This is a genomic window from Microbacterium sp. M28 (assembly GCF_025836995.1).
Classification (GTDB): Bacteria; Actinomycetota; Actinomycetes; order Actinomycetales; family Microbacteriaceae; genus Microbacterium.
In genome coordinates this window covers 278703-298077 of the sequence record NZ_CP107546.1, presented here as the reverse complement: position 1 = coordinate 298077, position 19375 = coordinate 278703, and the positions used below count along the sequence as shown (strand labels likewise).

The 19375-nt window shown below is 69.5% G+C and carries 19 protein-coding genes and 1 riboswitch; of the genes, 8 read left to right on the top strand and 11 right to left on the bottom strand.

Annotated elements, in window-relative coordinates:
• Nucleotides 1-10 precede the first annotated feature (10 nt).
• Together OED01_RS01495 and OED01_RS01490 are read right to left on the bottom strand one after the other, a co-directional pair.
• A complete protein-coding gene (locus tag OED01_RS01495; RefSeq protein ID WP_264156644.1) occupies nt 11-505 on the bottom strand; it encodes a hypothetical protein in 495 nt (164 codons plus the stop codon).
• An 83-nt stretch (nt 506-588) separates the two neighbouring features.
• The gene (locus OED01_RS01490; RefSeq protein ID WP_264156643.1) at nt 589-2037 is read right to left on the bottom strand and encodes an aminotransferase-like domain-containing protein; all 1449 of its coding nucleotides are present in this window, start codon (nt 2035-2037) and stop codon (nt 589-591) included.
• Nucleotides 2038-2056: 19 nt separating this feature from the next.
• On the opposite strand from OED01_RS01490, the gene OED01_RS01485 reads away from it, so the two are divergent.
• A complete protein-coding gene (locus OED01_RS01485; RefSeq protein WP_264156642.1) occupies nt 2057-2407 on the top strand; it encodes a hypothetical protein in 351 nt (116 codons plus the stop codon).
• Between the two features lie 139 nt (nt 2408-2546).
• Here OED01_RS01485 and OED01_RS01480 read toward each other — a convergent pair whose 3' ends face one another.
• Entirely contained in the window at nt 2547-3053 is a 507-nt protein-coding gene (locus tag OED01_RS01480) for a TetR/AcrR family transcriptional regulator (protein WP_264156641.1), read from the bottom strand.
• A 127-nt stretch (nt 3054-3180) separates the two neighbouring features.
• Between OED01_RS01480 and OED01_RS01475 the strand changes: the two genes are divergently transcribed.
• Complete coding sequence (locus tag OED01_RS01475) at nt 3181-3792, top strand: NAD(P)H-dependent oxidoreductase (protein ID WP_264156640.1); 612 nt, start codon at nt 3181-3183, stop codon at nt 3790-3792.
• Between the two features lie 43 nt (nt 3793-3835).
• Here the strand turns inward: OED01_RS01475 and rlmN are convergent, their stop codons facing one another.
• Nucleotides 3836-5110 (bottom strand): dual-specificity RNA methyltransferase RlmN, encoded by a 1275-nt coding sequence (gene rlmN, locus OED01_RS01470; protein WP_264156639.1) that lies wholly within the window; start codon nt 5108-5110, stop codon nt 3836-3838.
• A gap of 94 nt (nt 5111-5204) precedes the next feature.
• On the opposite strand from rlmN, the gene OED01_RS01465 reads away from it, so the two are divergent.
• The 3 genes from OED01_RS01465 to OED01_RS01455 all read left to right on the top strand — a co-directional run bounded on the left by OED01_RS01465 (nt 5205) and on the right by OED01_RS01455 (nt 7285).
• Entirely contained in the window at nt 5205-5843 is a 639-nt protein-coding gene (locus OED01_RS01465; protein ID WP_264156638.1) for a bifunctional 4-hydroxy-2-oxoglutarate aldolase/2-dehydro-3-deoxy-phosphogluconate aldolase, read from the top strand.
• Nucleotides 5844-5960: 117 nt separating this feature from the next.
• Nucleotides 5961-6557 carry an ankyrin repeat domain-containing protein gene (locus tag OED01_RS01460; RefSeq protein WP_264156637.1) on the top strand — a complete coding sequence of 199 codons (597 nt, stop codon included), beginning with the start codon at nt 5961-5963 and terminating at the stop codon, nt 6555-6557.
• The gene (locus tag OED01_RS01455) at nt 6554-7285 is read left to right on the top strand and encodes a sulfite exporter TauE/SafE family protein (RefSeq protein WP_264156636.1); all 732 of its coding nucleotides are present in this window, start codon (nt 6554-6556) and stop codon (nt 7283-7285) included. The genes OED01_RS01460 and OED01_RS01455 overlap by 4 nt, the downstream gene beginning before the upstream one ends.
• Nucleotides 7286-7297: 12 nt before the next feature.
• Here the strand turns inward: OED01_RS01455 and OED01_RS01450 are convergent, their stop codons facing one another.
• On the bottom strand, nt 7298-8128 hold the full coding sequence (locus OED01_RS01450; protein ID WP_264156635.1) for an SDR family oxidoreductase: 831 nt from the start codon (nt 8126-8128) through the stop codon (nt 7298-7300).
• An 87-nt stretch (nt 8129-8215) separates the two neighbouring features.
• Nucleotides 8216-8977, bottom strand: a complete 762-nt coding sequence (locus OED01_RS01445; RefSeq protein WP_264156634.1) for an SDR family NAD(P)-dependent oxidoreductase — start codon at nt 8975-8977, stop codon at nt 8216-8218.
• 97 nt (nt 8978-9074) lie between these two features.
• On the opposite strand from OED01_RS01445, the gene OED01_RS01440 reads away from it, so the two are divergent.
• Nucleotides 9075-9434, top strand: coding sequence for a DUF488 domain-containing protein (locus tag OED01_RS01440; protein WP_264156633.1), 360 nt, complete (start codon nt 9075-9077; stop codon nt 9432-9434).
• 122 nt (nt 9435-9556) lie between these two features.
• Nucleotides 9557-10282 (top strand): aminoglycoside 3'-phosphotransferase, encoded by a 726-nt coding sequence (locus OED01_RS01435; RefSeq protein ID WP_264156632.1) that lies wholly within the window; start codon nt 9557-9559, stop codon nt 10280-10282.
• A 1-nt stretch (nt 10283) separates the two neighbouring features.
• On the opposite strand, the gene OED01_RS01430 is transcribed toward OED01_RS01435, so the two are convergent.
• From OED01_RS01430 to OED01_RS01420, 3 genes are all read right to left on the bottom strand, one after another.
• Nucleotides 10284-11063: an energy-coupling factor transporter transmembrane component T family protein gene (locus OED01_RS01430; RefSeq protein WP_264156631.1), complete on the bottom strand. Its 780-nt coding sequence runs from the start codon at nt 11061-11063 to the stop codon at nt 10284-10286.
• Nucleotides 11060-12511 carry an ABC transporter ATP-binding protein gene (locus tag OED01_RS01425; protein WP_264156630.1) on the bottom strand — a complete coding sequence of 484 codons (1452 nt, stop codon included), beginning with the start codon at nt 12509-12511 and terminating at the stop codon, nt 11060-11062. The genes OED01_RS01430 and OED01_RS01425 overlap by 4 nt, the downstream gene beginning before the upstream one ends.
• 7 nt (nt 12512-12518) lie before the next feature.
• A complete protein-coding gene (locus OED01_RS01420) occupies nt 12519-13184 on the bottom strand; it encodes an ECF transporter S component (RefSeq protein ID WP_264156629.1) in 666 nt (221 codons plus the stop codon).
• A riboswitch (TPP riboswitch) is annotated at nt 13177-13286 on the bottom strand. It overlaps the preceding gene by 8 nt.
• A gap of 60 nt (nt 13287-13346) precedes the next feature.
• On the opposite strand from OED01_RS01420, the gene OED01_RS01415 reads away from it, so the two are divergent.
• Nucleotides 13347-15293 (top strand): D-alanyl-D-alanine carboxypeptidase, encoded by a 1947-nt coding sequence (locus OED01_RS01415; RefSeq protein ID WP_264156628.1) that lies wholly within the window; start codon nt 13347-13349, stop codon nt 15291-15293.
• A gap of 207 nt (nt 15294-15500) precedes the next feature.
• On the opposite strand, the gene OED01_RS01410 is transcribed toward OED01_RS01415, so the two are convergent.
• Together OED01_RS01410 and OED01_RS01405 are read right to left on the bottom strand one after the other, a co-directional pair.
• A complete protein-coding gene (locus OED01_RS01410) occupies nt 15501-17606 on the bottom strand; it encodes an ABC transporter ATP-binding protein (RefSeq protein WP_264156627.1) in 2106 nt (701 codons plus the stop codon).
• On the bottom strand, nt 17603-19330 hold the full coding sequence (locus tag OED01_RS01405; protein ID WP_264156626.1) for an ABC transporter ATP-binding protein: 1728 nt from the start codon (nt 19328-19330) through the stop codon (nt 17603-17605). Before OED01_RS01405 ends, OED01_RS01410 begins: the two co-directional genes overlap by 4 nt.
• Nucleotides 19331-19375: the final 45 nt, after the last annotated feature.

The following is a 19375-nucleotide window of genomic DNA, read 5'->3' as shown; positions in this document are numbered from 1 at the left end:
TCGCACTGTTTCAGCCCGCGACAGCCGGTCGCCTCGGCCCGACGACCCAGGCGAAGGCCGTGCCGGCTATGACGGGAAGCATGAGCGCGCTCGCCAGATAGTACGCAGCGACACCGGGCAGGGTGACGCCCGCGGACACGAAGAACGTGTCGGCCAGCGCCATCCCCGGTCCGAAGGACGCTACGAAGAAGGCCGGTGCGCCCATCGCCAGGATCACCGCGAACGCCAGCACCGCCAGCGCCGGATGCGCACGTCCGCGGGCGAGCACGATGGCCGCGATCACGGCGATCGCGATGCCGGCGCCGAGAAAGGTCGCGACTGCCGCTTCTCCCGGGTTCTCACCGGCCGCGGACATCTCGGCGCGAATCTCCGCGAGCGAAAGCCCCGGTGCGGCCGCGAGCGGCGTCCAGATCGTGATCTGCAGGGCGGCGAGCACGGCGTAGGCGGTGACGAGGAGCACCCCGATGGCCGACACCCACAGCGTCCTGTTGCCTTGCGCGCGCATGGCCTCATCGTAGGGACGTCGTACGGCCCGCATCGGTCGGCCGGCACCTTTCACCGGCACTTCCCAGTGTCCCGCGCTGCCGGTCAGAGCCCTGCCCGATACTCCCGCCACGCCGCCCCCAGACGACGTACGCCCTCCGTGAGGATGTCGTCCGGCGGAGTGAACGGAATCCGGATGTGATCGTCCGGCGAGGTGGATGCCGCGAACTCGGCGCTTCCTGCCACCGAGACGCCGTGCAGCGCCGCGACGCGTGCGAAGGCATCCGCCGACCCGGTGGGGATCTGGGCCCACAGCGACAGCCCGCCGCTCGGTGCGCGGAATGTCCACTCCGGCAAGTGCTCCTTCATCAGGCCGAGCAGCAGGTGAAGGCGTCCTCGATGCGCAAGGGAGACCTCGCGCTGCAACGCCGCGGTGTGCACGAGGAGGTCGCTGGCCAGCAGCTGCGCCGGCACGCTCGTGGACTGGTCCGCGAGCTGACGCGCGCCGCGCAATCGCCTGACCAGTACGGGGTCGGCGCGCAGCCACCCGATGCGCAGTCCTGCCCAGGCCCATTTCGACACCGACTCGACCACGATCACCGGGGCATCCGGACGCTCCGCCGCGAGCGGAGGCGGTACGACGCCGTCGAAGGAGATGCCTGCGAGCACCCGGTCCTCGACGATCGGAACCCCGTACTGCGCCGCGAGGTCGGCGATGCGCCGCCGTGCCGGTGCCGGCAGTCGTGTGCCGGTCGGGTTCTGATGATGCGGATTCAGCGCGATGAGCGCCGGACGGAGCCGCGCCATCGCGACCTCGAGCGCGGCGGGATCGAGGCCGTCGTCCCCCATCGGGATGCCGTGCACGCTGCCGCCGCGCAGGCTCACCGAATCGGTCACCCCTGGCCAGGTCACCTCCTCGGCGAGGACCACGTCGCCGGGCCCCACCAGCGCGTTGACGACCAGACTGATGGCCTGCTGCGCACCGTGCGTGACCAGGATCTGCTCCGGCGAGGTCGGCGTGCCTTCGGCCGTGAGCATCTCGGCGATCTGCGTCCGAAGCATCGGCAGGCCAGCAGGGTCGGTCTCCGGAAGCAGCGCGAGGTCGAGGCGGGGCTTGTGGTTGCGGATGAGCTCTACGGCCGTCTGCGGGATCTGCGGCACCGACCGCAGCAGATCGATCGCGTTGGGCAGCGAGGAGAACAGCGCCTCCCCACGGCCCGCTCTGCCCGGCTGCGAGACGAGGGTTCCGGCGATGCGCGTGCCGCTGCCCTGTCGCCGCTCCACGTTCCCACGCTCGGCGAGGTCGGCATACGCGGCGACCACGGTTCCGCGCGACACCGAGGTCGCCGCCGCGAGCGTGCGCTCCGCCGGTAGTCGATCGCCGGGGCGCAACTCTCCCGTCGCCACCAGCGCTCGGATGCCGTGCGCCAGGCGCGCCGACAGCGTTCCATCGCCCTGCGCCCACCGTCCGAGCCGCGCCGCGAGGGCGGTGGAATCGACGATGGCCGTCCGGTGGTCCACCAGCCGCGGATTGGCTCTGTCCTCTGTCGTCATGATCATGAATTCTGGTCCAATGAGCAGCATCCTCGACACTAATTCGCCATTCACTGGTCCAATCGCGCCAGATTGGACCATCGAGGCGCTTCTGGAATGGTTCGGTGACGACGATCATCGGCTGAGCGACGCACGGCTGCGCGCACCGCTGCGCATGCTGGAAGAGACGCTGACCGGCACCCGCTGGACCCTCGAGCTGGATGCATCGCTCACCGGCACCCGCATCACGCGAGAACCGGCCATCATCAGTCTCGTCCGTTCGATCGCGTTGCACGCGTCCCGACATCCGGCCGTCCGCGCATGCACGGTCGCGGAGGTGCTGCGCGACGCGACCCAGGTCGCAGAGTCTGCCGTTCCGACGCGCGTTTAGCGGCAGAATTCGCGACCCGCGTCGGCGGGGAGCGATCAGAGCAACGCATTGCGCGACCCAGGAGGCGCGGCACCCGCGAGACCACGCGCAGCGATCCGCCAGCGGCCGCAGCGACGGCACGGCCGCGGCCGGCGGCCGGTCAGGCCGGAAGCATCCGCCTGATCGCAGCCTCACCCGCCGCGAGCGCGGCGTCGAGGTCGAAGTGTCCGGCCGCGCACAGGGTGCCGAGCCCGTGGATGAGTCCCCACAGCGCGAGCACGTCCGTCTCCGCTGCGAGTCCGGCGGCGCTGGCGGCGGCCCGCAGGGCGTCCTCGAGCTCGCCGATCATCGGGGCCATCGTGGCGCTGGGGTGACCCGGTACGCACACGGTCGGGTCGTAGATGACGTCGAAGCCGTTCGGATTCTCCACCGCGTAGCGGATGTACGCACCGCCCCCGGCGATCAGCGCCGGCACCGGTTCGGTCGTGCCGTCGATCGCCGCGCGGACGAGCGCCACGAGGTCGGCCATGCTGCGCTCAGCGAGGACCTTCAGCAGCCCCTGCCGGTCGGCGAAGTGGTGATACGGCGCGTTGTGGCTGACGTTCGCCGACCGCGCCACCTCTCGGAGGCTGATCTCCTGCGCCGGCTTCTCCGCGAGAAGGCGCATAGCCGCCGCCTCCAGGGCGTGGGCCAGGTCCCCGTGATGGTAGGCCGTTCGAGAAGTTGACACGAGCAACATTGTCTCCTATGTTGACACTGTCCACCAAGTAGACACTGTCAAGATAGGAGATCTCATGACCACCGCGCTGATCATCGACGGCAACCCTGATGCCCGCTCGCTCACGGCCGAACTCGCCCGGCGCTATGCCGCAGGACATGGCGACGCACGGGTGCTGGCACTGCGCGATCTCGATTTCGACCCGCATCTGCGCTTCGGCTATCGGGAGCGGATGCCCCTGGAGCCCGACCTCGCCGACGCGAAGCGCGCTCTCCACGCGGCCGAGACCGTCGTCGTCGCGACGCCGCTGTGGTGGGGATCTGTGCCCGCCGTCCTCAAGGGCTTCTTCGATCGCGCGCTGCTGCCCCAGCAGGAGTACCGGTACACGAAGCTCGGCCTGCCAGAGGGACTGCTCGGCGCCCGCCGAGGCCGGCTCCTCCTGCTCGCCGACACCCCCTGGTACGCCGCGCCCTTCACAGGACTCCCCGCCCAGACGCAGGTCGCCCGCAACACGCTCCGGCTCTGCGGTATCCGCTCGGTGCGCACCCACCGGATGCTGGGCGTGAAGGATGCCGGACCGGAGCGGATCGCGACCTGGCTGGACACCGCGGAGCGACTCGGCGCACGGGACGCGCAGGCGCGCGCCACGGCTCCGGTCGCAGAAAGTGTCGTTACGGCGTCGGCATAGCGACAGAATTCGCGACCGGAACGGGCGCAGACCCGAAGCCGCCTCAGACGGAGGCCGCGGCTGCCTCGTCCTCGGTCGTCGCGACGAGCTGTCCGCAGGCCCCGTCGATCTCCTTGCCGCGGGTGTCGCGCAGGGTCGTCGGGATGCCGGCGTCGTTGAGGCGGCGCACGAACTCGTTCTGCACCCACACCTCCGACGAGGTCCAGATCGAGCCCGGCGTCGGGTTCAGGGGAATCGGGTTCACGTGCACCCACCCGCGGCCGCGCGCGTTGAGCTTGTCCGCGAGGAGGTCGGCGCGCCAGGCGTGATCGTTCATGTCCTTGATGAGCGCGTACTCGATGGACACCCGGCGTCCGGTCTTGTCGAAGTACTCGCGCGCCGCATCCAGAGCCTCGTCGACCTTCCAGCGGGAGTTCACGGGGATGAGTTCGTCGCGCAGCTCGTCATCCGGAGCGTGCAGGGAGAGCGCGAAGGTCACCGGGATGTCCTCGGCGGCGAGCTTGCGGATCGCGGGCACGAGGCCGACCGTGGACACCGTGATGCCGCGCGCGCTCATGCCGAGCCCGTCCGGCTGGGCGCTGACCATGGTCCGCACCGCGTGCATGACGCGGTTGTAGTTGGCCATCGGTTCGCCCATGCCCATGAAGACGATGTTGCTGACGCGCTCCAGGGAGTGATCGTCGCGCTTCTTGCCGCCGAGCTCGCCGTTCGCGATGGCGCGGTTCGCACGGACGACCTGCTCGATGATCTCGGCCGCCGACATGTTGCGCGTGAGCCCGGCCTGACCGGTCGCGCAGAACGGGCAGTTCATGCCGCAGCCGGCCTGGCTCGACACGCACAGCGTGATGCGGCCGGGGTAGCGCATGAGCACGGATTCGACGAGCGCACCGTCGTGCAGCCGCCACAGGAACTTGATCGTGTCGCCCTTGTCGGTCTCCAGGCGCCGCACCTCGGTCATGAGCGGGGGCAGCAGCCCGGTGACGAGTTCGTCGCGGATGCCTGCGGGCAGGTCCGTCATCTCGGCGGGGTCCGACGTGTAGTGCTTGAAGTAATGGGTCGACAGCTGCTTGGCGCGGAAGCCGGGCAGGCCGAGCTCCTTGACCTTCTCGACGCGCTCGGCCGGCGTCAGATCGGCCAGATGCACGGGCGGCTTGCCGCGCTTCGGGCTGGCGAACTGCAGCAGCGGCCGCCCTTCGGCATCCTTCTTCTGCGTCCATCCTTCGGTCGTCGGCCGCACCTGGGGTGTGCCGGATGCCGCGGGCGTCGTCGTGGGACGCACTGCGCTGGCCTTGCGCGGCGCACGGGAGGTCTCGGTCATACCTTCCAGGGTACGGCGTACCGGCTGGGAGACAGCGGGGCTGCGCGAGGCCGGTGAGAGAATGAACGCACGCACGCCCGATGAAGGAGCCTCCATGACCGACCGTCTCGACAGCGCCCGCGCCACGGGCGTCCTCGCCGTCCTCCGCGCCCCGTCGCCCGAGCTGGCCCTCGAGGCATCGGAGGCGATCATCCGCGGCGGTGTGACCGGCATCGAGGTGACCTACTCCACCCCTGACGCGCCGGCCGTCATCCGCGAGCTGCGCGCCCGTCACGGGGACGCCGCCTACATCGGCGCCGGGACGGTGACCACCGTCGAGCAGGCGAACGCGGCGGCCGACGCCGGAGCGGAGTTCCTCGTCAGCCCCGGAACCCTTCCCGACCTCACACGCGCGATGCTCGACACCCGCCGTGTCGTCATGACAGGCGCCATGACGCCCACCGAGGTCATGGGTGCTCTCGCGCTCGGCGTCGACGTCGTGAAGATCTTCCCCGCGTCGCTCGGCGGCCCCTCCTACCTCGGAGCACTCCGAGGCCCGTTCCCCGACGCCCCCCTCATGCCCACCGGCGGCGTGAACCCGGACAACCTCGCGGACTGGTTCGCGGCGGGCGCGGTGGCCGTCGGCGCCGGCGGCGACCTGGCCAACGGGTCGTCGATCAAGGCGCAGAACTGGTCCGATCTCGAGCAGCGTGCGCAGCGGTTCGCCGCGGCGCTCTCCGCCGTCCGAGCCTGATCACGACGCGGGGCGAATCGCATGAGGCGAGCGGCGCTCGCGGCAGCGCTGGCCATCCTGATGATGGGTGCGGCCGGCTGCGCGGCGCCTGAGGCCCCGATCCCGGAGGAGACAGCCATGACCGAATCGGCGGACACTGCACTGCTGACGGCCGCCGCGGCCGGTGACGCCGACGCGGTCCGCTCGGCCATCGACGCCGGCGCCGACCTCGAAGCGCGCGGCGGGAACGGAGCCACAGCCCTCGTCGCCGCGACGAAGCAGAACCACGTCGAGGCCGCCCGCGTGCTCATCGAGGCCGGCGCAGACGTCAACGCGAAGGACGACATCCAGGACTCCGCGTACCTGTACGCCGGGGCGCGCGGTCATGACGAGATCCTCCAGCTGACGCTCGCGAACGGCGCCGACCTCGCCAGCACGAACCGCTTCGGCGGGACCGCTCTGATCCCGGCATCCGAACGCGGTCTGCTGCCGACGATCCGGATCCTGCTGGATGCCGGGGTCGACGTGAACCACGTCAACGACCTCGGTTGGACCGCCCTGCACGAGGCCATCGTCCTGGGCGACGGGTCGGCCACGTACGTCGAGGTCGTACGCACGCTCATCGAGGGCGGCGCCGATGTGTCGATCCCCGACGGCGAAGGCGTCTCGCCGCGTCGGCTCGCCGCCGACCGCGGGTACGACGCGATCGTCGCCGAGATCGACCGAGCCGGATGATCGAGCTCACTCCCCTCGCCTGGAGCCTGCTGGGCCTGGCGGCCCTGGTCGCCGGCCTGGGCAAGACCGCCATTCCCGGCAGCGCGACCGTGTCGGTGGTGCTGTTCGCCGCGGTGCTGCCAGCCAGGACGTCGACCGCGGCGATGCTGCTGCTGTTCATCGTCGGCGACGTGTTCGCCCTGATCGCCTACCGGCGGCACGCGCACTGGCCGACCCTTGTGCGCCTGGCGCCGGCGGTGCTGGCCGGGCTCGTCCTGGGCTTCCTGTTCCTCGCGTACGGCGACGACCGGATCGTTCGTCGCGCGATCGGGGTCATCCTGCTGCTCATGATCGCCGTGACGCTGTGGCGTCGGCGCCGAGCGGCGACGCCGGTGGGCGGCCGGATGCTCGGAGCGACCTACGGCACGCTCGCCGGCTTCACCACGATGGTCGCCAACGCCGGCGGACCGGTGATGTCGATGTACTTCCTCGCGACGCGGACGCCCGTGCAGGTGTTCCTCGGCACGTCGGCCTGGTTCTTCGCGATCGTGAACCTCGTGAAGGTGCCGTTCCTCGCCGGCATCGGGCTGTTCACACCCGAGGTCCTGCTGATGGACCTGCTGCTCACGCCGCTCGTCGTGATCGGCGCGCTGGTCGGCCTGAAACTCGCCAAGCGGATGCCTCAGCAGCTGTTCGACCGGCTCGTCATCATCCTGACGATCGTCGGTGCGGTGTATCTGCTGTTCTGACGCCCGCGTCAGTCAGTCGAGGAAGATGTCCGGGAACAGCGCGCTGTCCGGGGTGCCGGGGATCGCCGCGTAGCCGGAGAAGTCCGTGACACCGTCCGCCTCGAGCACGTCCTCGACGATCAGACTCTGTCCGGTGCAGTCGCGCGCCGGCTTGGTCAGCACCGCGTACGCGGCATCCGCGTAGATGTCGGCGGTGCGGCTGGCCGCCATGACCTTGTCGCCGCCGAGGAGATTCTGCACCGCGGCGGTCGCGATCGTGGTTCGCGGCCAGAGGGTGTTCGCCGCGATCCCGTCCCTGGCGAACTCGGCCGCGAGCCCGAGCGTCACCATCGTCATCCCGAACTTCGCCAGCGAGTAGCCGGTGTGCGCTCCGAGCCACTTCGGGGTCGGGTTCAGCGGTGGAGACAGCGACAGGATGTGCGGGTTCTCGGCATCCTTCAGCTGCGGGATCGCCGCGCGGGACAGCATGAACGTCCCGCGGACGTTGACGTCCTGCATGAGGTCGTACTTCTTCGCCCCGAGATCGAGCGAGCGGGACAGGTCGATCACGCTGGCGTTGTTGAGGACGATGTCGATTCCGCCGAACTCGCCCACCGTCTTGAGCACGGCCTCGGTGATGTCGTCGTCCTCGCGCACGTCCCCGACGATCGGCAGGGCGTTGCCGCCGGCGGCGCGGATCTGCTCGGCCGCGGTGTGGATCGTGCCCTCGAGCTTCGGATGCGGGGTGTCGGTCTTGGCGAGCATCGCGATGTTCGCGCCGTCCCGTGCGGCCCGGAGGGCGATCGCGAGGCCGATGCCGCGGCTGCCGCCCGACATCAGGATGGTCTTTCCTGCCAGCGTCATGGTTCTCCTAGATCCTTGTTCGAATCGCTCTGTCTGCTCGAATCCGGCCGAACTCGAGCAGACATCGCTGCTCGAACCCGGGGAATGCTACTTCGGCGCCATCCGGATGGCGCCGTCGAGGCGGATGGTCTCACCGTTCAGATAGTCGTTCTCGACGATGTGCTGGACGAGGGCGGCGTACTCGGCAGGGCGTCCGAGCCGGGCCGGGTGCGGCACCTGCTCGCCGAGGGAAGCCTGCGCGGCCTCGGGGAGACCGGCCAGCATCGGCGTCTCCATGATCCCTGGCGCGATCGTGCACACCCGGATGCCGTGGCGCGCGAGCTCGCGCGCCACCGGAAGCGTCATCGCGTGCACGCCGCCCTTGGAGGCCGAGTACGCGGGCTGGCCGATCTGCCCGTCGAAGGCCGCGACACTCGCGGTGTTGACGATGACGCCGCGGTCGCCCGAGGCGGTCGGCTCCTGCTTCGCGATGACAGCGGCGGCCTGCGACAGCACGTTGTACGTTCCGACGAGGTTGATCCGGATGATCCGCTCGAAGTCCTCCAGCGAACCCGGTTCGCCGTCACGGTCCAGCACCTTCGCCGGAGGGGCGATGCCGGCGCAGTTCACCACGATGCGCAGCGGAGCCTCGGTGTTCGCGGCGACGACGGCCGCGGCGGCATCCGCGGGGCTGGTCACGTCGCCGGGGGCGAAGGCACCGCCCATCTCGGCGGCGAGCGCGGCACCGGCCGAGCCCGGCAGGTCGAGCAGGGTGACGTGGGCACCGGCGGCGGCGAGCGCGCGCGCCGTGGCGAGGCCGAGTCCGGAAGCGCCGCCCGTGATGAGGGCGCCCGATCCCTGGATCTGCATGCTGTTCTCCTTCGAACGATCGTGCAACTCAGTTCCAGCTTACGCGGTTCCGAGTCTCACGCTGGCGGGAGGCGGCCGGCGGGTGTTGGCTGGAGCCATGGAACTGCGTCGCAAGCGAGCCTACGACACCGCCGATCCGTCCGACGGGTTCCGCGTGCTCGTCGATCGACTCTGGCCGCGTGGCCTCTCCAAGGACCGAGCGGCGGTCGATCTCTGGGCGAAGGACACCGCGCCCAGCCCCGAGTTGCGCAAGGCCTGGCATGCCGCAGCGGCGGATGACTGGGACGCCTACGCCGATCGGTACCGGGCAGAGCTCGCTCACGAGTCGGCGCCCGCTCTCGCCGAGCTCGCCGAACGGCTGCGCCCGCACCCGACGGTCACGCTGGTGTACGCGGCTCACGATCCGCACCGCAATCACGCGATCGTGCTCGAGGAGGCGCTGCGCGACCTGGTGTGAGACCGCGCTGGTTCACAACTCCTCAGAATGTGAGGTGCGTGCTCCGGCGAAACGCTTTCCGGCCCGCAACTCCGTGATGTGCGAGCATCGATGAGGAGTTGCGAACGTGGAAAGGACCCCGCATGACCATCCCGGCCGCGTCGATCCCTGTGCCGGAGCGCGTGCGCGAGCTCGCGGACGGCGCCGCCCTCACCCCGGTGTGGGAGAACGGCATCGGAGGCCTCACGTTCCGCACGGACGACGACCGCTACATCAAGTGGGGCCCGCACGACGTCGAGGCCAACATGCGCGACGAGGCGGAGCGGATGCGATGGGCCCGTCGCTGGGCACGGGTGCCCGCGGTGCTGGAGCAGGGGCAGGATGCCGACCACGAGTGGCTCGTCACCGCAGCCATCACGGGCCGGAGCGCCGTCGATCCACTCTGGATCGCCGAACCGGCCGCGGCCGTCCGGGCCGTCGGCGAAGGACTCCGGATGCTGCACGACGCGCTCCCCGTCGACGAGTGCCCGTGGGAGTGGAGCGTCGCGAGCCGCTTCGCGAACGCGGAGCGGCGAGGCATCCGCCTCCCGGATGCCCTGCGCGATGCCCCGGAGATCGACCGGCTCGTCGTGTGCCACGGCGATGCCTGCATGCCCAACACTCTGCTCGACGACGCAGGGCGACCCATCGCCCACGTCGACCTGGCAGCACTCGGCGTCGGCGACCGCTGGGCGGACATCGCCGTGGCGTCGATGAGCACGGAGTGGAACGTCGGCGCCGGATGGGAGGACGCCCTCATCGAGGCGTACGGCGTCGAGCCCGACCGCGAACGGCTGGCCTACTACCGGGATCTGTGGAACGCGGGCTGACTCAGCTCCACACGAACCGGAACGAGCCGACCGCGACCGCCGCCGCGATCGACACCGCCATGATCGCGAACCCGCCGGTGAGGGCGACGGCGTCCCGGGGGTGCAGGCGCGACGTCCGCGACCAGGTCCGCTCGATGCCGGACCCGAAGCCGCGGGCCTCCATCGCCATGGCGAGCTTGGTTCCGCGGCGCACCGCGAACACCAGCAGCACGAACGCCATCGAGAAGAACCTCCGCAGAGCGCCGGTGTCACCGACGCCACGTGCCCGACGGGCGAGGCCCATCGTGCGCCAGTCGTCGAGGAAGAGCCCCAGCATCCGGGTTCCGGCCAGGATGCCGAGCACGAACCGGCTCGGCAGCCTGGCGACCTGGGCGAGGGCGTCGGCGAGCTCGGTCGGGTCGGTCCGACCGAACAGCAGGATCGTCGGCAGGCCGAGGGCGAGGACGCGCAGGCTCACGGCGATCGCGAGCGAGATCGAGTCGTCGCTGATCGTGACGAACCCGAAGCTCCAGTAGATCCGGCCCGCCGGCTCGGCGTAGAGGAGCATGCTGAGCCCCGCGATCGGAGCGAAGATCACGATCGGGAGCAGGCGCTTCAGCACCGTACCGACGCTCAGGCCGGTGAGTGGAAGGCACAGCAACTGCAGCGAGATCGCGACGAGGGCGCTGGTCACGTCGATCGATGCGAACAGCGGGATCGACAGCACGAGTGCGAGCACGACCTTCGTCACCGGGTTCACGCCGTCGAGCCAAGTCGTCCGTTCGACCTCGACGGCGCTCATGCGTTCACCCGGCTCTCCAGAGCGATGCGGTGTCCGCCGAGGTGGCGGATCACGCCTTCGTCGTGCGTGACGGCCACGATCGTACGACCGCGGGCGATCTCCTCCTGCAGGAGCGCGACGAGCGAGATCCACCCACGGCGATCCTGTCCGAACGTCGGCTCGTCGAGCACGATCACCTCGGGGGATGCCGCGAGCACCGTGGCCACGGAGAGCCGGCGCTTCTGACCGCCGGACAGCGTGAACGGGCTGGCGAGCGCGAGCGGGGCGAGTCCCAGCCGGTCGAGCAAGGCGTCGACGACGGCATCCGTCCTGGCCCGGTCCCAGCCGAGGGCCTTCGGCCCGACCGCCAGCTCGTCACGCAGCGTCTGGGTCAGGAACTGGTGCTCCGGCTCCTGGAACACCGTGCCGATACGGGTCAGCAGTTCGCGCGACGACCATCGGAACGGCCGACGGCCGGAACGACCCGCGAGGTCCGCTGCCGCGATCACCTCACCGGAACGCTCCGGGATGAGGCCCGCCAGTGTGAGCGCCAGCGTCGACTTGCCCACGCCGTTGGGCCCCGAGACGACCGTCGCGCTGCCCCGAGGGATCTGCACGTCCAGGCCGGCCTGGACGATCGTGCGCGGCTCCCGAGCGACCGCGAGATCGGATGCCGAGAGGACCGCCGCCCCGGTGGCGGCGTCGAGCTCGGGCAGGTGGATCTCGGCATCCGGAACCCACACGCCGGCATCGGCCAGCGCCGCCCCGTGCTCCGCGAAGACACGAGACGGCGACCCGTCGGCGAGCAGACCGCCGTCGGCGGCGAGCACGATGACGCGGGTCATCAGATCCGCCCACACCGGAGTGCGGTGCTCGACCACGATGAGCGTCGCTCCGGTCGAGTCCACCGCGCGCTCGACGCTCGCGCGCACCTCGCGGACACCGGCGGGGTCCAGGTTGGCCGTGGGCTCGTCCAGCAGCAGCAGCCCGGGGCGCATCGCGAGCGCGCCGGCCAGCACGAGCCTCTGCTTCTGCCCGCCCGACAACGCCTTGGTCGCGCGGGTCAGCGGGACGATGAGTCCGGTCGCCTCCAGAGCCTCGGCAACGCGGCCGGGAATCTCGGATGCCGGCACACCGAGGTTCTCGCATCCGAACGCGACGTCGTCGCCGACCTTGGACAGCACCACTCCGGCGTCCGGGTCCTGCAGAACCAGCCCCGTGCGGCCCCGAGCGGATTCGGGGGCCGCGCCGTCGATCCGCAGGGACCCGGTGCGCTGCCCCTCGTCGGCGTCGCCGAGCACGCCGGCGAGACCGGCGAGCAGCGTCGACTTGCCCGCACCGGACGCGCCGAGCAGCAGCACACGCTCGCCCGGTTCGATCGTGAACGTGACGTCGCTGACGGCCGGACGCCTGCGGCCCGCGTACTTCCAGCCCCAGCCCTCGGCCTGGACGCGGGCGGGGGCGTTCATACTCAGCTCAGACCTCGCGGACGAGCTCTCGCCCGGCCGCGAATCTGTTCAGCGCCCCCGTGACGGCGAGGGCTCGGACGAGCAGCCACCCGACCACGCCGGCGAGGATCGCCCCCGAGATCACGAGAGTGGTGAGGTAGATCGCGTTGAACTCGAGCGACTTCAGGATGTTCGGCGAGCTGCCGTAGAACAGCTCGAACACCCATGCGGCTGCCGCGGCACCGACGCCGGCGAGCATCGCGACCACGATGCCGAAGCGGCGGTAGAAGAACAGTGCGAAGATCAGCTCGGCTCCCAGCCCCTGGACGATACCCGACAGCACGGTGGAGACGCCCCACACGTTGCCGATCAGCATCGAGACGATCGCCGCGACGACCTCGACGACGAAGGCCGCGCCGGGCTTGCGGATCACGAGCCCGCCGATGACGCCGCCGATCAGCCAGATGCCGACGGCGATGCCGCCGAGGCCAGGGGTCAGCGCGTCGGCGGCGCCGAACCAGGCCCCGCCGATGATGTTCCATCCCCAGAACAGCAGACCGACCGCGACGCCGAGGACGGCGGCGACGACGATGTCGACGACCCGCCAGCGGTGCGGGCTGGTCGCAGCGGATGCGGGGGTGGTGGCGGCATTCTTCGCTTCGTGGGAAGCGGATGCGGACGTGGACGTGCTCATCTGTTCTCCTCCCTGCGCCGGCATGATCCGGATCAGGTTCGACGGTCGAAGCGCGGATCGCTTCCTCTCAGCCCGGCTCGCCGGACTCCCGTGGGTTGTGGGGTCGATCTTACTCCTCGGCCAATGCGGCGTTGTCACATACGGGTTCGGTACCGTATTCAAGTGACCCTCGATGAGCAGACCGACGGCGGCGGCGCCCTGACGCGTCGCGAGCACCGACGGCGCACCGGGGCCATCCCGACGGTCGTGGACGCCGACCTCGACGCCGCGGCCTCCGAAGTCGCCGCTGCCGAGGTCGTCTCGGAAGCCGAGATCGTCGCGGAGACCGCCGCGGTCGACGACGGTACGACTGAGGACGCGGATGCCACCCGTGCGATTCCGGTGACGACCGGTTCGTCCGCCGTGAACGCATCCGAACCGGAGGCCTCTGCCGAGTCCGGCCATTCGGACACCGCGCGAAGCGGCGCCGTAGTCGGCTCCGGGACGAACGTGTCCGCGGACGTCCCGTTCGAAGGCGAGCCTGCCGAGGCGATCGATACCCGTGGCGCTCCGTCTGCGCCGGGCGCACGTGCATCGGACGCGTCCGGGACCACCACGTCCGAGCTCTCTGACTCCGGCGTGGTCGTCGCCGCAGGTTCCGCGCCGCCCATGTCCGCGGCCGCCGCATCCGTGCCGACCGAGGTCGCGCCCCCCGAGGACGACGCCGCGCTGTCGTCGCTGCTCACGGAGCAGGATGATCAGGCGGAGCCGCAGGCCGCCTGGGCCGATGAGAACTCGCCGCCGACCGCACTGCTGTGGGTGGACCCGGCCGCCGTTGAGGCCGCCACCCAGGCCGCACCGCTCGAGGCGCAGAGCACGGACGACGCCCCCGACCTGCTCGTCGGTGCTCCACGGCGCGGATTCCTGCAACCGGGCATCCTCATCCCGCTGGGGACGCTGGTCGCCCTCGGTGTGGCGTACACGGCGACCGTGCTGCTCTGGCCGTTGCACGAACTGCCGCCCACCATCGAAGCCGTCACGGTCGAGCCCGCAGCCGCCGGGGCCGCCGCGCTCACGTGGCCTGCGACCGGGAGCGCGGGAGTGAGCGTCGCGGGCGTCGGTGCCGCGGCATCCACGCCGGAGGCCGCCCCGATCGCCAGCATCACCAAGGTCGTCTCCGTGATGATGGTGCTCGACGCCATGCCGCTGCAGCCCGGCGAGCAGGGGCCGGAGTTCGCGTTCGACCGCGGCGACTCCCGCGAATACTGGTCGTACCTGCGGGATGACCAGTCGGCGCTGGATGTTCCGGTCGACGGCGTGCTGACCGAGTACCAGATGCTGCAGGGCATCCTGCTGGGATCGGCCAACAACTACATCGATCGTCTCGCCGAGGAGATCTGGGGATCGGACCGCGAGTTCGCCGCCGCGGCCGAGGCATGGCTGTCCGCCCGCGGCCTGGACGAGATCGACATCGTCACCCCCTCCGGTCGCAACGAGAACAACGTCGCCTCCCCGGAGTCTCTGACCGCTCTCGCCTCGATCGCCATGGCGCATCCCGTCTTCGCGGAGATCGTCGGAACCCGGTCGGTCGACCTGGCCGGTGCGGGTCTGGTCACGAACTCGAACGGCCTCCTCGCCGACCCAGGTTTCGTGGGCCTCAAGACTGGTTCGCTGGACGGCGACTACAACCTGCTCAGCGGCAAGGACGTCACGGTCGGCGACACGGACGTCCGCATCTATGCGGCGGTGCTCGGTCAGAAGAACAACGACGAGCGCCTCGCCGCCAGCCGGGCGCTGTACGCGCAGGTCGAGGAGCAACTGAACGCGCAGGGTCCCGCCGTCGACGCCGGCACTGTCGTCGGCCAGGTCAGCACCGCCTGGGGTGCGAGCTCGGACATCGTGACGGATGCCGATGCGAACGTCGTGCTCTGGAACACGGCGGCACCGACTGCCGAGGTGACCTTCGACCTCGGAGAGACCAGGGACACCGAAGCCCCCGTGGGGTCCGTCATCGTCACCGGCCCGGTGAACGCGACGGAGGTTCCCGTCGTGCTGGCCGACGAGATCGAAGGCCCGAGCGCGTGGTGGCGACTGACGCACCCGTTCGAGCTGCTCGGCATCACGAGCTGACGCGGAAATCGCGCCCGAGGTGGCACACGTGGTCGCTTCACCGTGCCGGACACGACCACACGCGACCCCTCCCGGCGCCCCGGGCGCCCACGCAGACCGGGCTGTCGCGATTGGTCGCCTCACCACCCCCGATATGACCAGGTGCCCCGGCGCCCGGACGCGACGGAGGGCCGCCACCCCGTGGGGTGACGACCCTCCGTCTGCGGGTCAGGCCCGCTCGGACTCCGACTCGGCCTCGGCCGCTTCCTCTGCCTCGCCGGTCACGACGACCGGGGTTGCGGTGAGCGCCTCTTCGGCATCGATGTCGGTCGCGGCCTGCTCGAACTGCGACTGGTACAGGCGCCAGTAGGCTCCCTGCGCAGCGATGAGCTCGTCGTGCGTGCCCTTCTCGACGATGTCGCCGTGCTCCATCACGAGGATGAGGTCGGCGTCGCGGATCGTCGACAGACGGTGCGCGATCACGAACGAGGTTCGGCCCTGACGCAACGCAGCCATGGCGTGCTGCAGCAGCAGCTCGGTGCGGGTGTCGACGGCGCTCGTCGCCTCATCGAGGATGAGGATCGACGGCTGCGACACGAACGCCCTGGCGATCGTGATGAGCTGACGCTCACCCGCCGACACGTTCGAGGCGTCCTCGTCGAGAACCGTCTCGTAGCCCTCGGGAAGTGCGTGGACGAACCGGTCGACGTAGGTCGCCTTCGCCGCCGCCAGCACCTCTTCGTCGGTCGCCGTCGCACGACCGTACCGGATGTTCTCCAGGATCGATCCGGCGAACAGCCACGGATCCTGCAGCACCATTCCCGTGCGCGAGCGCAGGTCGGAACGCGTGAGCGCTGCGATGTCCTGACCGTCGAGCAGGATGCGCCCGCCGCTCAGCTCGTAGAAACGCATGATCAGGTTGACGAGGGTCGTCTTGCCTGCACCCGTCGGCCCGACGATCGCGACCGTCTGGCCGGGCTCCACGCGGAACGACAGGTCGTTGATCAGCGGACGCTCCGGCGTGTACGAGAACGACACGTTCTCGAACTCGATGACACCCTTGCCCTGCTTGATCTGCGGGGCGTCCTCGTCGTCGGCCTCCTGCTCGTCGGCATCGAGGAAGTCGAACACCCGCTCCGCCGAAGCAGTACCGGACTGCACGACGGCCGCCATGCCGCCCAGCTCGCTCAGCGGCTGCGTGAACTGCTGCGAGTACTGGATGAACGCCTGTACGTCGCCGAGACGCAGCTGGCCGCTGGCGACCATCAGACCACCGAGCACCGCGATGCCGACGTAGGTGAGGCTGCCGACGAAGGTCATGGCGGGCATGATGATGCCCGACAGGAACTGCGCCTTGAAGCTCGCCTGGAAGAGCTCTTCGTTCTCGACCTGGAACTTGTCCAGGGCGTCCTGCTCGCGGCCGAAGACCTTGACCAGCGCGTGGCCGGAGAAGGCCTCCTCGACGCGGGCGTTCAGTCGGCCGACCTTGCGCCACTGCGTTCCGAACGCCTTCTGCGAGTGCGGACCGATGACGCCGAAGATGACACCCATCAGCGGTAGCGCGACCAGCGCGACCAGCGCGAGCTGCCACGAGATCGTGAACATCATCCAGAGCACGCCGATCACGGTCAGGATCGACGTCAACGCGCCCGAGAGCGACTGCTGCATGGTCTGGGTGATGTTGTCGATGTCGTTCGTGACCCGAGAGATCAGCTCACCGCGCTGCACCTTGTCGAAGTACGACAGCGGCAGACGGTTGATCTTCGCCTCGACGTCCTCGCGCAGACGCCACATCGTGCGCATCATGATGACGTTGATCACGTAGCCCTGGATCCAGGTGAGCAGCGCAGCGCCGACGTAGATCGCCAGCACCGCGATGATGATCCATCGCAGCCGATCGAAGTCGATGCCGGCGCCGACCTGGAAGTCGCTGAACGCCGCGACCATGTTCGCGAAGTCGTCCTGCCCCTGGGCGCGGAGCATCTCGACGATCTGCTCCTGGGACGTTCCGGCAGGGACGCCGGAGTCGCCGAGCGTCTTGGAGATGAAGCCCTCGTAGATGATGTTGGTCGCCTCGCCGAGCACCTTGGGCGCCGCCACGGTGAGGACGACGCCGATCGCCCCGAGGATCGACACGAACACGAACCACAGTGCCGAGGGCTTGAGCAGGCCGATCATCCGACCGAAGCTCTTGCCGAAGTTGTCGGCCTTGCCGGGCGCGACCGCGTCCCAGTCGCCGGAGTTCTGGCGCGCCTGTTCGGCGAGTTCGGCTTCGTACTGCTCTTCAGGGGTCAGCTGCACCGGCTCGTTCCCTGAGCTCTTCGACGCGCTCATGCGTCCACTCCCAGCTGCGATTCGACGATCTCGCGGTAGGTCTCGCTCGAAGCGAGGAGTTCGTCGTGGGTTCCGACGCCGACCATGGTGCCGCCATCCAGGACGACGATGCGGTCGGCATCCGTGATGGTCGACACACGCTGTGCGACCACGATCTTCGTCACCTCCGGAAGTTCTCGCCACAGGGCCTGTCTGAGGCGGGCGTCCGTGGTGAGGTCGAGGGCGGAGAACGAGTCGTCGAAAACCAGGATCTGCGGCTGGTGCACGATCGCCCTGGCGATGGCGAGACGCTGACGCTGGCCGCCGGAGACGTTCGTGCCGCCCTGGGCGATGCGCGAGTTCAGCCCGTCGGGCATCTCCTCGACGAAGTCGCGTCCCTGAGCGATCTCGAGCGCCTTCCAGAGCTCCTCGTCCGTGGCCTCCTCGCGGCCGTAGCGGAGGTTGGATGCCACGGTCCCGGTGAACAGGAACGGTCGCTGGGGCACGAGCCCGATACTGTCCCACAGCGCCTCGACATCCGCCTCGCGGACGTCGGTGCCGCCGACGCGCATCACGCCGCCGGTGACGTCGAACAGACGCGGGATCAGCGAGACCAGTGTGGTCTTGCCGGCACCGGTCGATCCGACGATCGCCACCGTCTCACCCGGCTCCGCGCGGAAGTCGATGCCGCTGAGCACCGGGGACTCCGCGCCGGGGTAGGTGAACTCGACGCCCTCGAACGAAACGGCGCCGGGGGTCGGGAACTCGGTGACGCCGTTCTCGGGGCGCTCCAGCGTGGATGCGACATCCAGCACTTCTCCGACGCGCTCGGCCGAGACCGCGGCGCGCGGGATCATGATCGCCATGAAGCTGGCCATGATGACACCGCCCATGATCTGACCGATGTACTGCATGAAGGCGAACAGGGTGCCGACCTCGACGTTGCCCTCGTTGATCTCGATGCCGCCGAACCAGATCACGGCCACGACCGTGACGTTCAGGATCAGCATGAACAGCGGGAACAGCAGGACGAACAGCGAACCGATCTTGCGACCGAGGATCATGATGTCCGTGTTCGCGCCGCGGAAGCGCTCCTCCTCGATGTTCTCGCGGACGAAGGCGCGCACGACGCGCACACCCGTGAGCTGCTCGCGCATGATGCGGTTCACGTTGTCGAGCTTGCGCTGGTTACGACGGAACAGCGGCACCATGCGCCCGATGATGATGCCTGCGAGGATGAGCAGCACCGGCACGGAGACGGCGATCAGCCAGCTCAGCCCGACATCCTGCTGGACGGCCATGATGATGCCGCCGATCGCGAGCATGGGAGCCATGACGAACATGGTCGCGCCCATCATCGCGAGCATCTGCACCTGCTGCACGTCGTTGGTGTTGCGGGTGATGAGCGACCCCGCGCCGAACTGCGAGACCTCGCGCTCGGAGAATCCGCTCACGCGGGAGAAGACGTCGGCGCGGATGTCGCGGCCGACGCTCATGGCCGCACGTGCCGCGAAGTAGGTGGCGATGATCGAAGCCGTGATCTGCCCGAGCGAGACCATGAGCATGAAGGCTCCGGTGCTCCAGATGTAGCCGGTGTCGGCCTGCGCGACACCCTTGTCGATGATGTCGGCGTTCAACCGAGGGAGATAGAGCGTCGCCAGGGCACTGGCGAACTGGAACACCAACACGCCCACGAGCAACGGCCAGTATTTGGAGAGATAGCGGAACAGGAGTTTTCCGAGCATGGAGGATTCCTTCTGAGCAGCGGACCCGAGTGGGCCATCAAGTAG

What these genes read in the sequence shown, in the direction of transcription:
- OED01_RS01405 (WP_264156626.1), bottom strand. Translation starts at nt 19,330, where the DNA reads ATGCTCGGAAAACTCCTGTTCCGCTATCTCTCCAAATACTGGCCGTTG.
- OED01_RS01460 (WP_264156637.1), top strand. Translation starts at nt 5,961, where the DNA reads ATGACCGAATCGGCGGACACTGCACTGCTGACGGCCGCCGCGGCCGGT.
- OED01_RS01465 (WP_264156638.1), top strand. Translation starts at nt 5,205, where the DNA reads ATGACCGACCGTCTCGACAGCGCCCGCGCCACGGGCGTCCTCGCCGTC.
- OED01_RS01450 (WP_264156635.1), bottom strand. Translation starts at nt 8,128, where the DNA reads ATGACGCTGGCAGGAAAGACCATCCTGATGTCGGGCGGCAGCCGCGGC.
- OED01_RS01425 (WP_264156630.1), bottom strand. Translation starts at nt 12,511, where the DNA reads ATGAACGCCCCCGCCCGCGTCCAGGCCGAGGGCTGGGGCTGGAAGTAC.
- OED01_RS01485 (WP_264156642.1), top strand. Translation starts at nt 2,057, where the DNA reads ATGAGCAGCATCCTCGACACTAATTCGCCATTCACTGGTCCAATCGCG.
- OED01_RS01490 (WP_264156643.1), bottom strand. Translation starts at nt 2,037, where the DNA reads ATGACGACAGAGGACAGAGCCAATCCGCGGCTGGTGGACCACCGGACG.
- OED01_RS01480 (WP_264156641.1), bottom strand. Translation starts at nt 3,053, where the DNA reads ATGCGCCTTCTCGCGGAGAAGCCGGCGCAGGAGATCAGCCTCCGAGAG.
- OED01_RS01455 (WP_264156636.1), top strand. Translation starts at nt 6,554, where the DNA reads ATGATCGAGCTCACTCCCCTCGCCTGGAGCCTGCTGGGCCTGGCGGCC.
- rlmN (WP_264156639.1), bottom strand. Translation starts at nt 5,110, where the DNA reads ATGACCGAGACCTCCCGTGCGCCGCGCAAGGCCAGCGCAGTGCGTCCC.
- OED01_RS01445 (WP_264156634.1), bottom strand. Translation starts at nt 8,977, where the DNA reads ATGCAGATCCAGGGATCGGGCGCCCTCATCACGGGCGGCGCTTCCGGA.
- OED01_RS01420 (WP_264156629.1), bottom strand. Translation starts at nt 13,184, where the DNA reads ATGAGCACGTCCACGTCCGCATCCGCTTCCCACGAAGCGAAGAATGCC.
- OED01_RS01475 (WP_264156640.1), top strand. Translation starts at nt 3,181, where the DNA reads ATGACCACCGCGCTGATCATCGACGGCAACCCTGATGCCCGCTCGCTC.
- OED01_RS01435 (WP_264156632.1), top strand. Translation starts at nt 9,557, where the DNA reads ATGACCATCCCGGCCGCGTCGATCCCTGTGCCGGAGCGCGTGCGCGAG.
- OED01_RS01440 (WP_264156633.1), top strand. Translation starts at nt 9,075, where the DNA reads ATGGAACTGCGTCGCAAGCGAGCCTACGACACCGCCGATCCGTCCGAC.
- OED01_RS01430 (WP_264156631.1), bottom strand. Translation starts at nt 11,063, where the DNA reads ATGAGCGCCGTCGAGGTCGAACGGACGACTTGGCTCGACGGCGTGAAC.
- OED01_RS01410 (WP_264156627.1), bottom strand. Translation starts at nt 17,606, where the DNA reads ATGAGCGCGTCGAAGAGCTCAGGGAACGAGCCGGTGCAGCTGACCCCT.
- OED01_RS01495 (WP_264156644.1), bottom strand. Translation starts at nt 505, where the DNA reads ATGCGCGCGCAAGGCAACAGGACGCTGTGGGTGTCGGCCATCGGGGTG.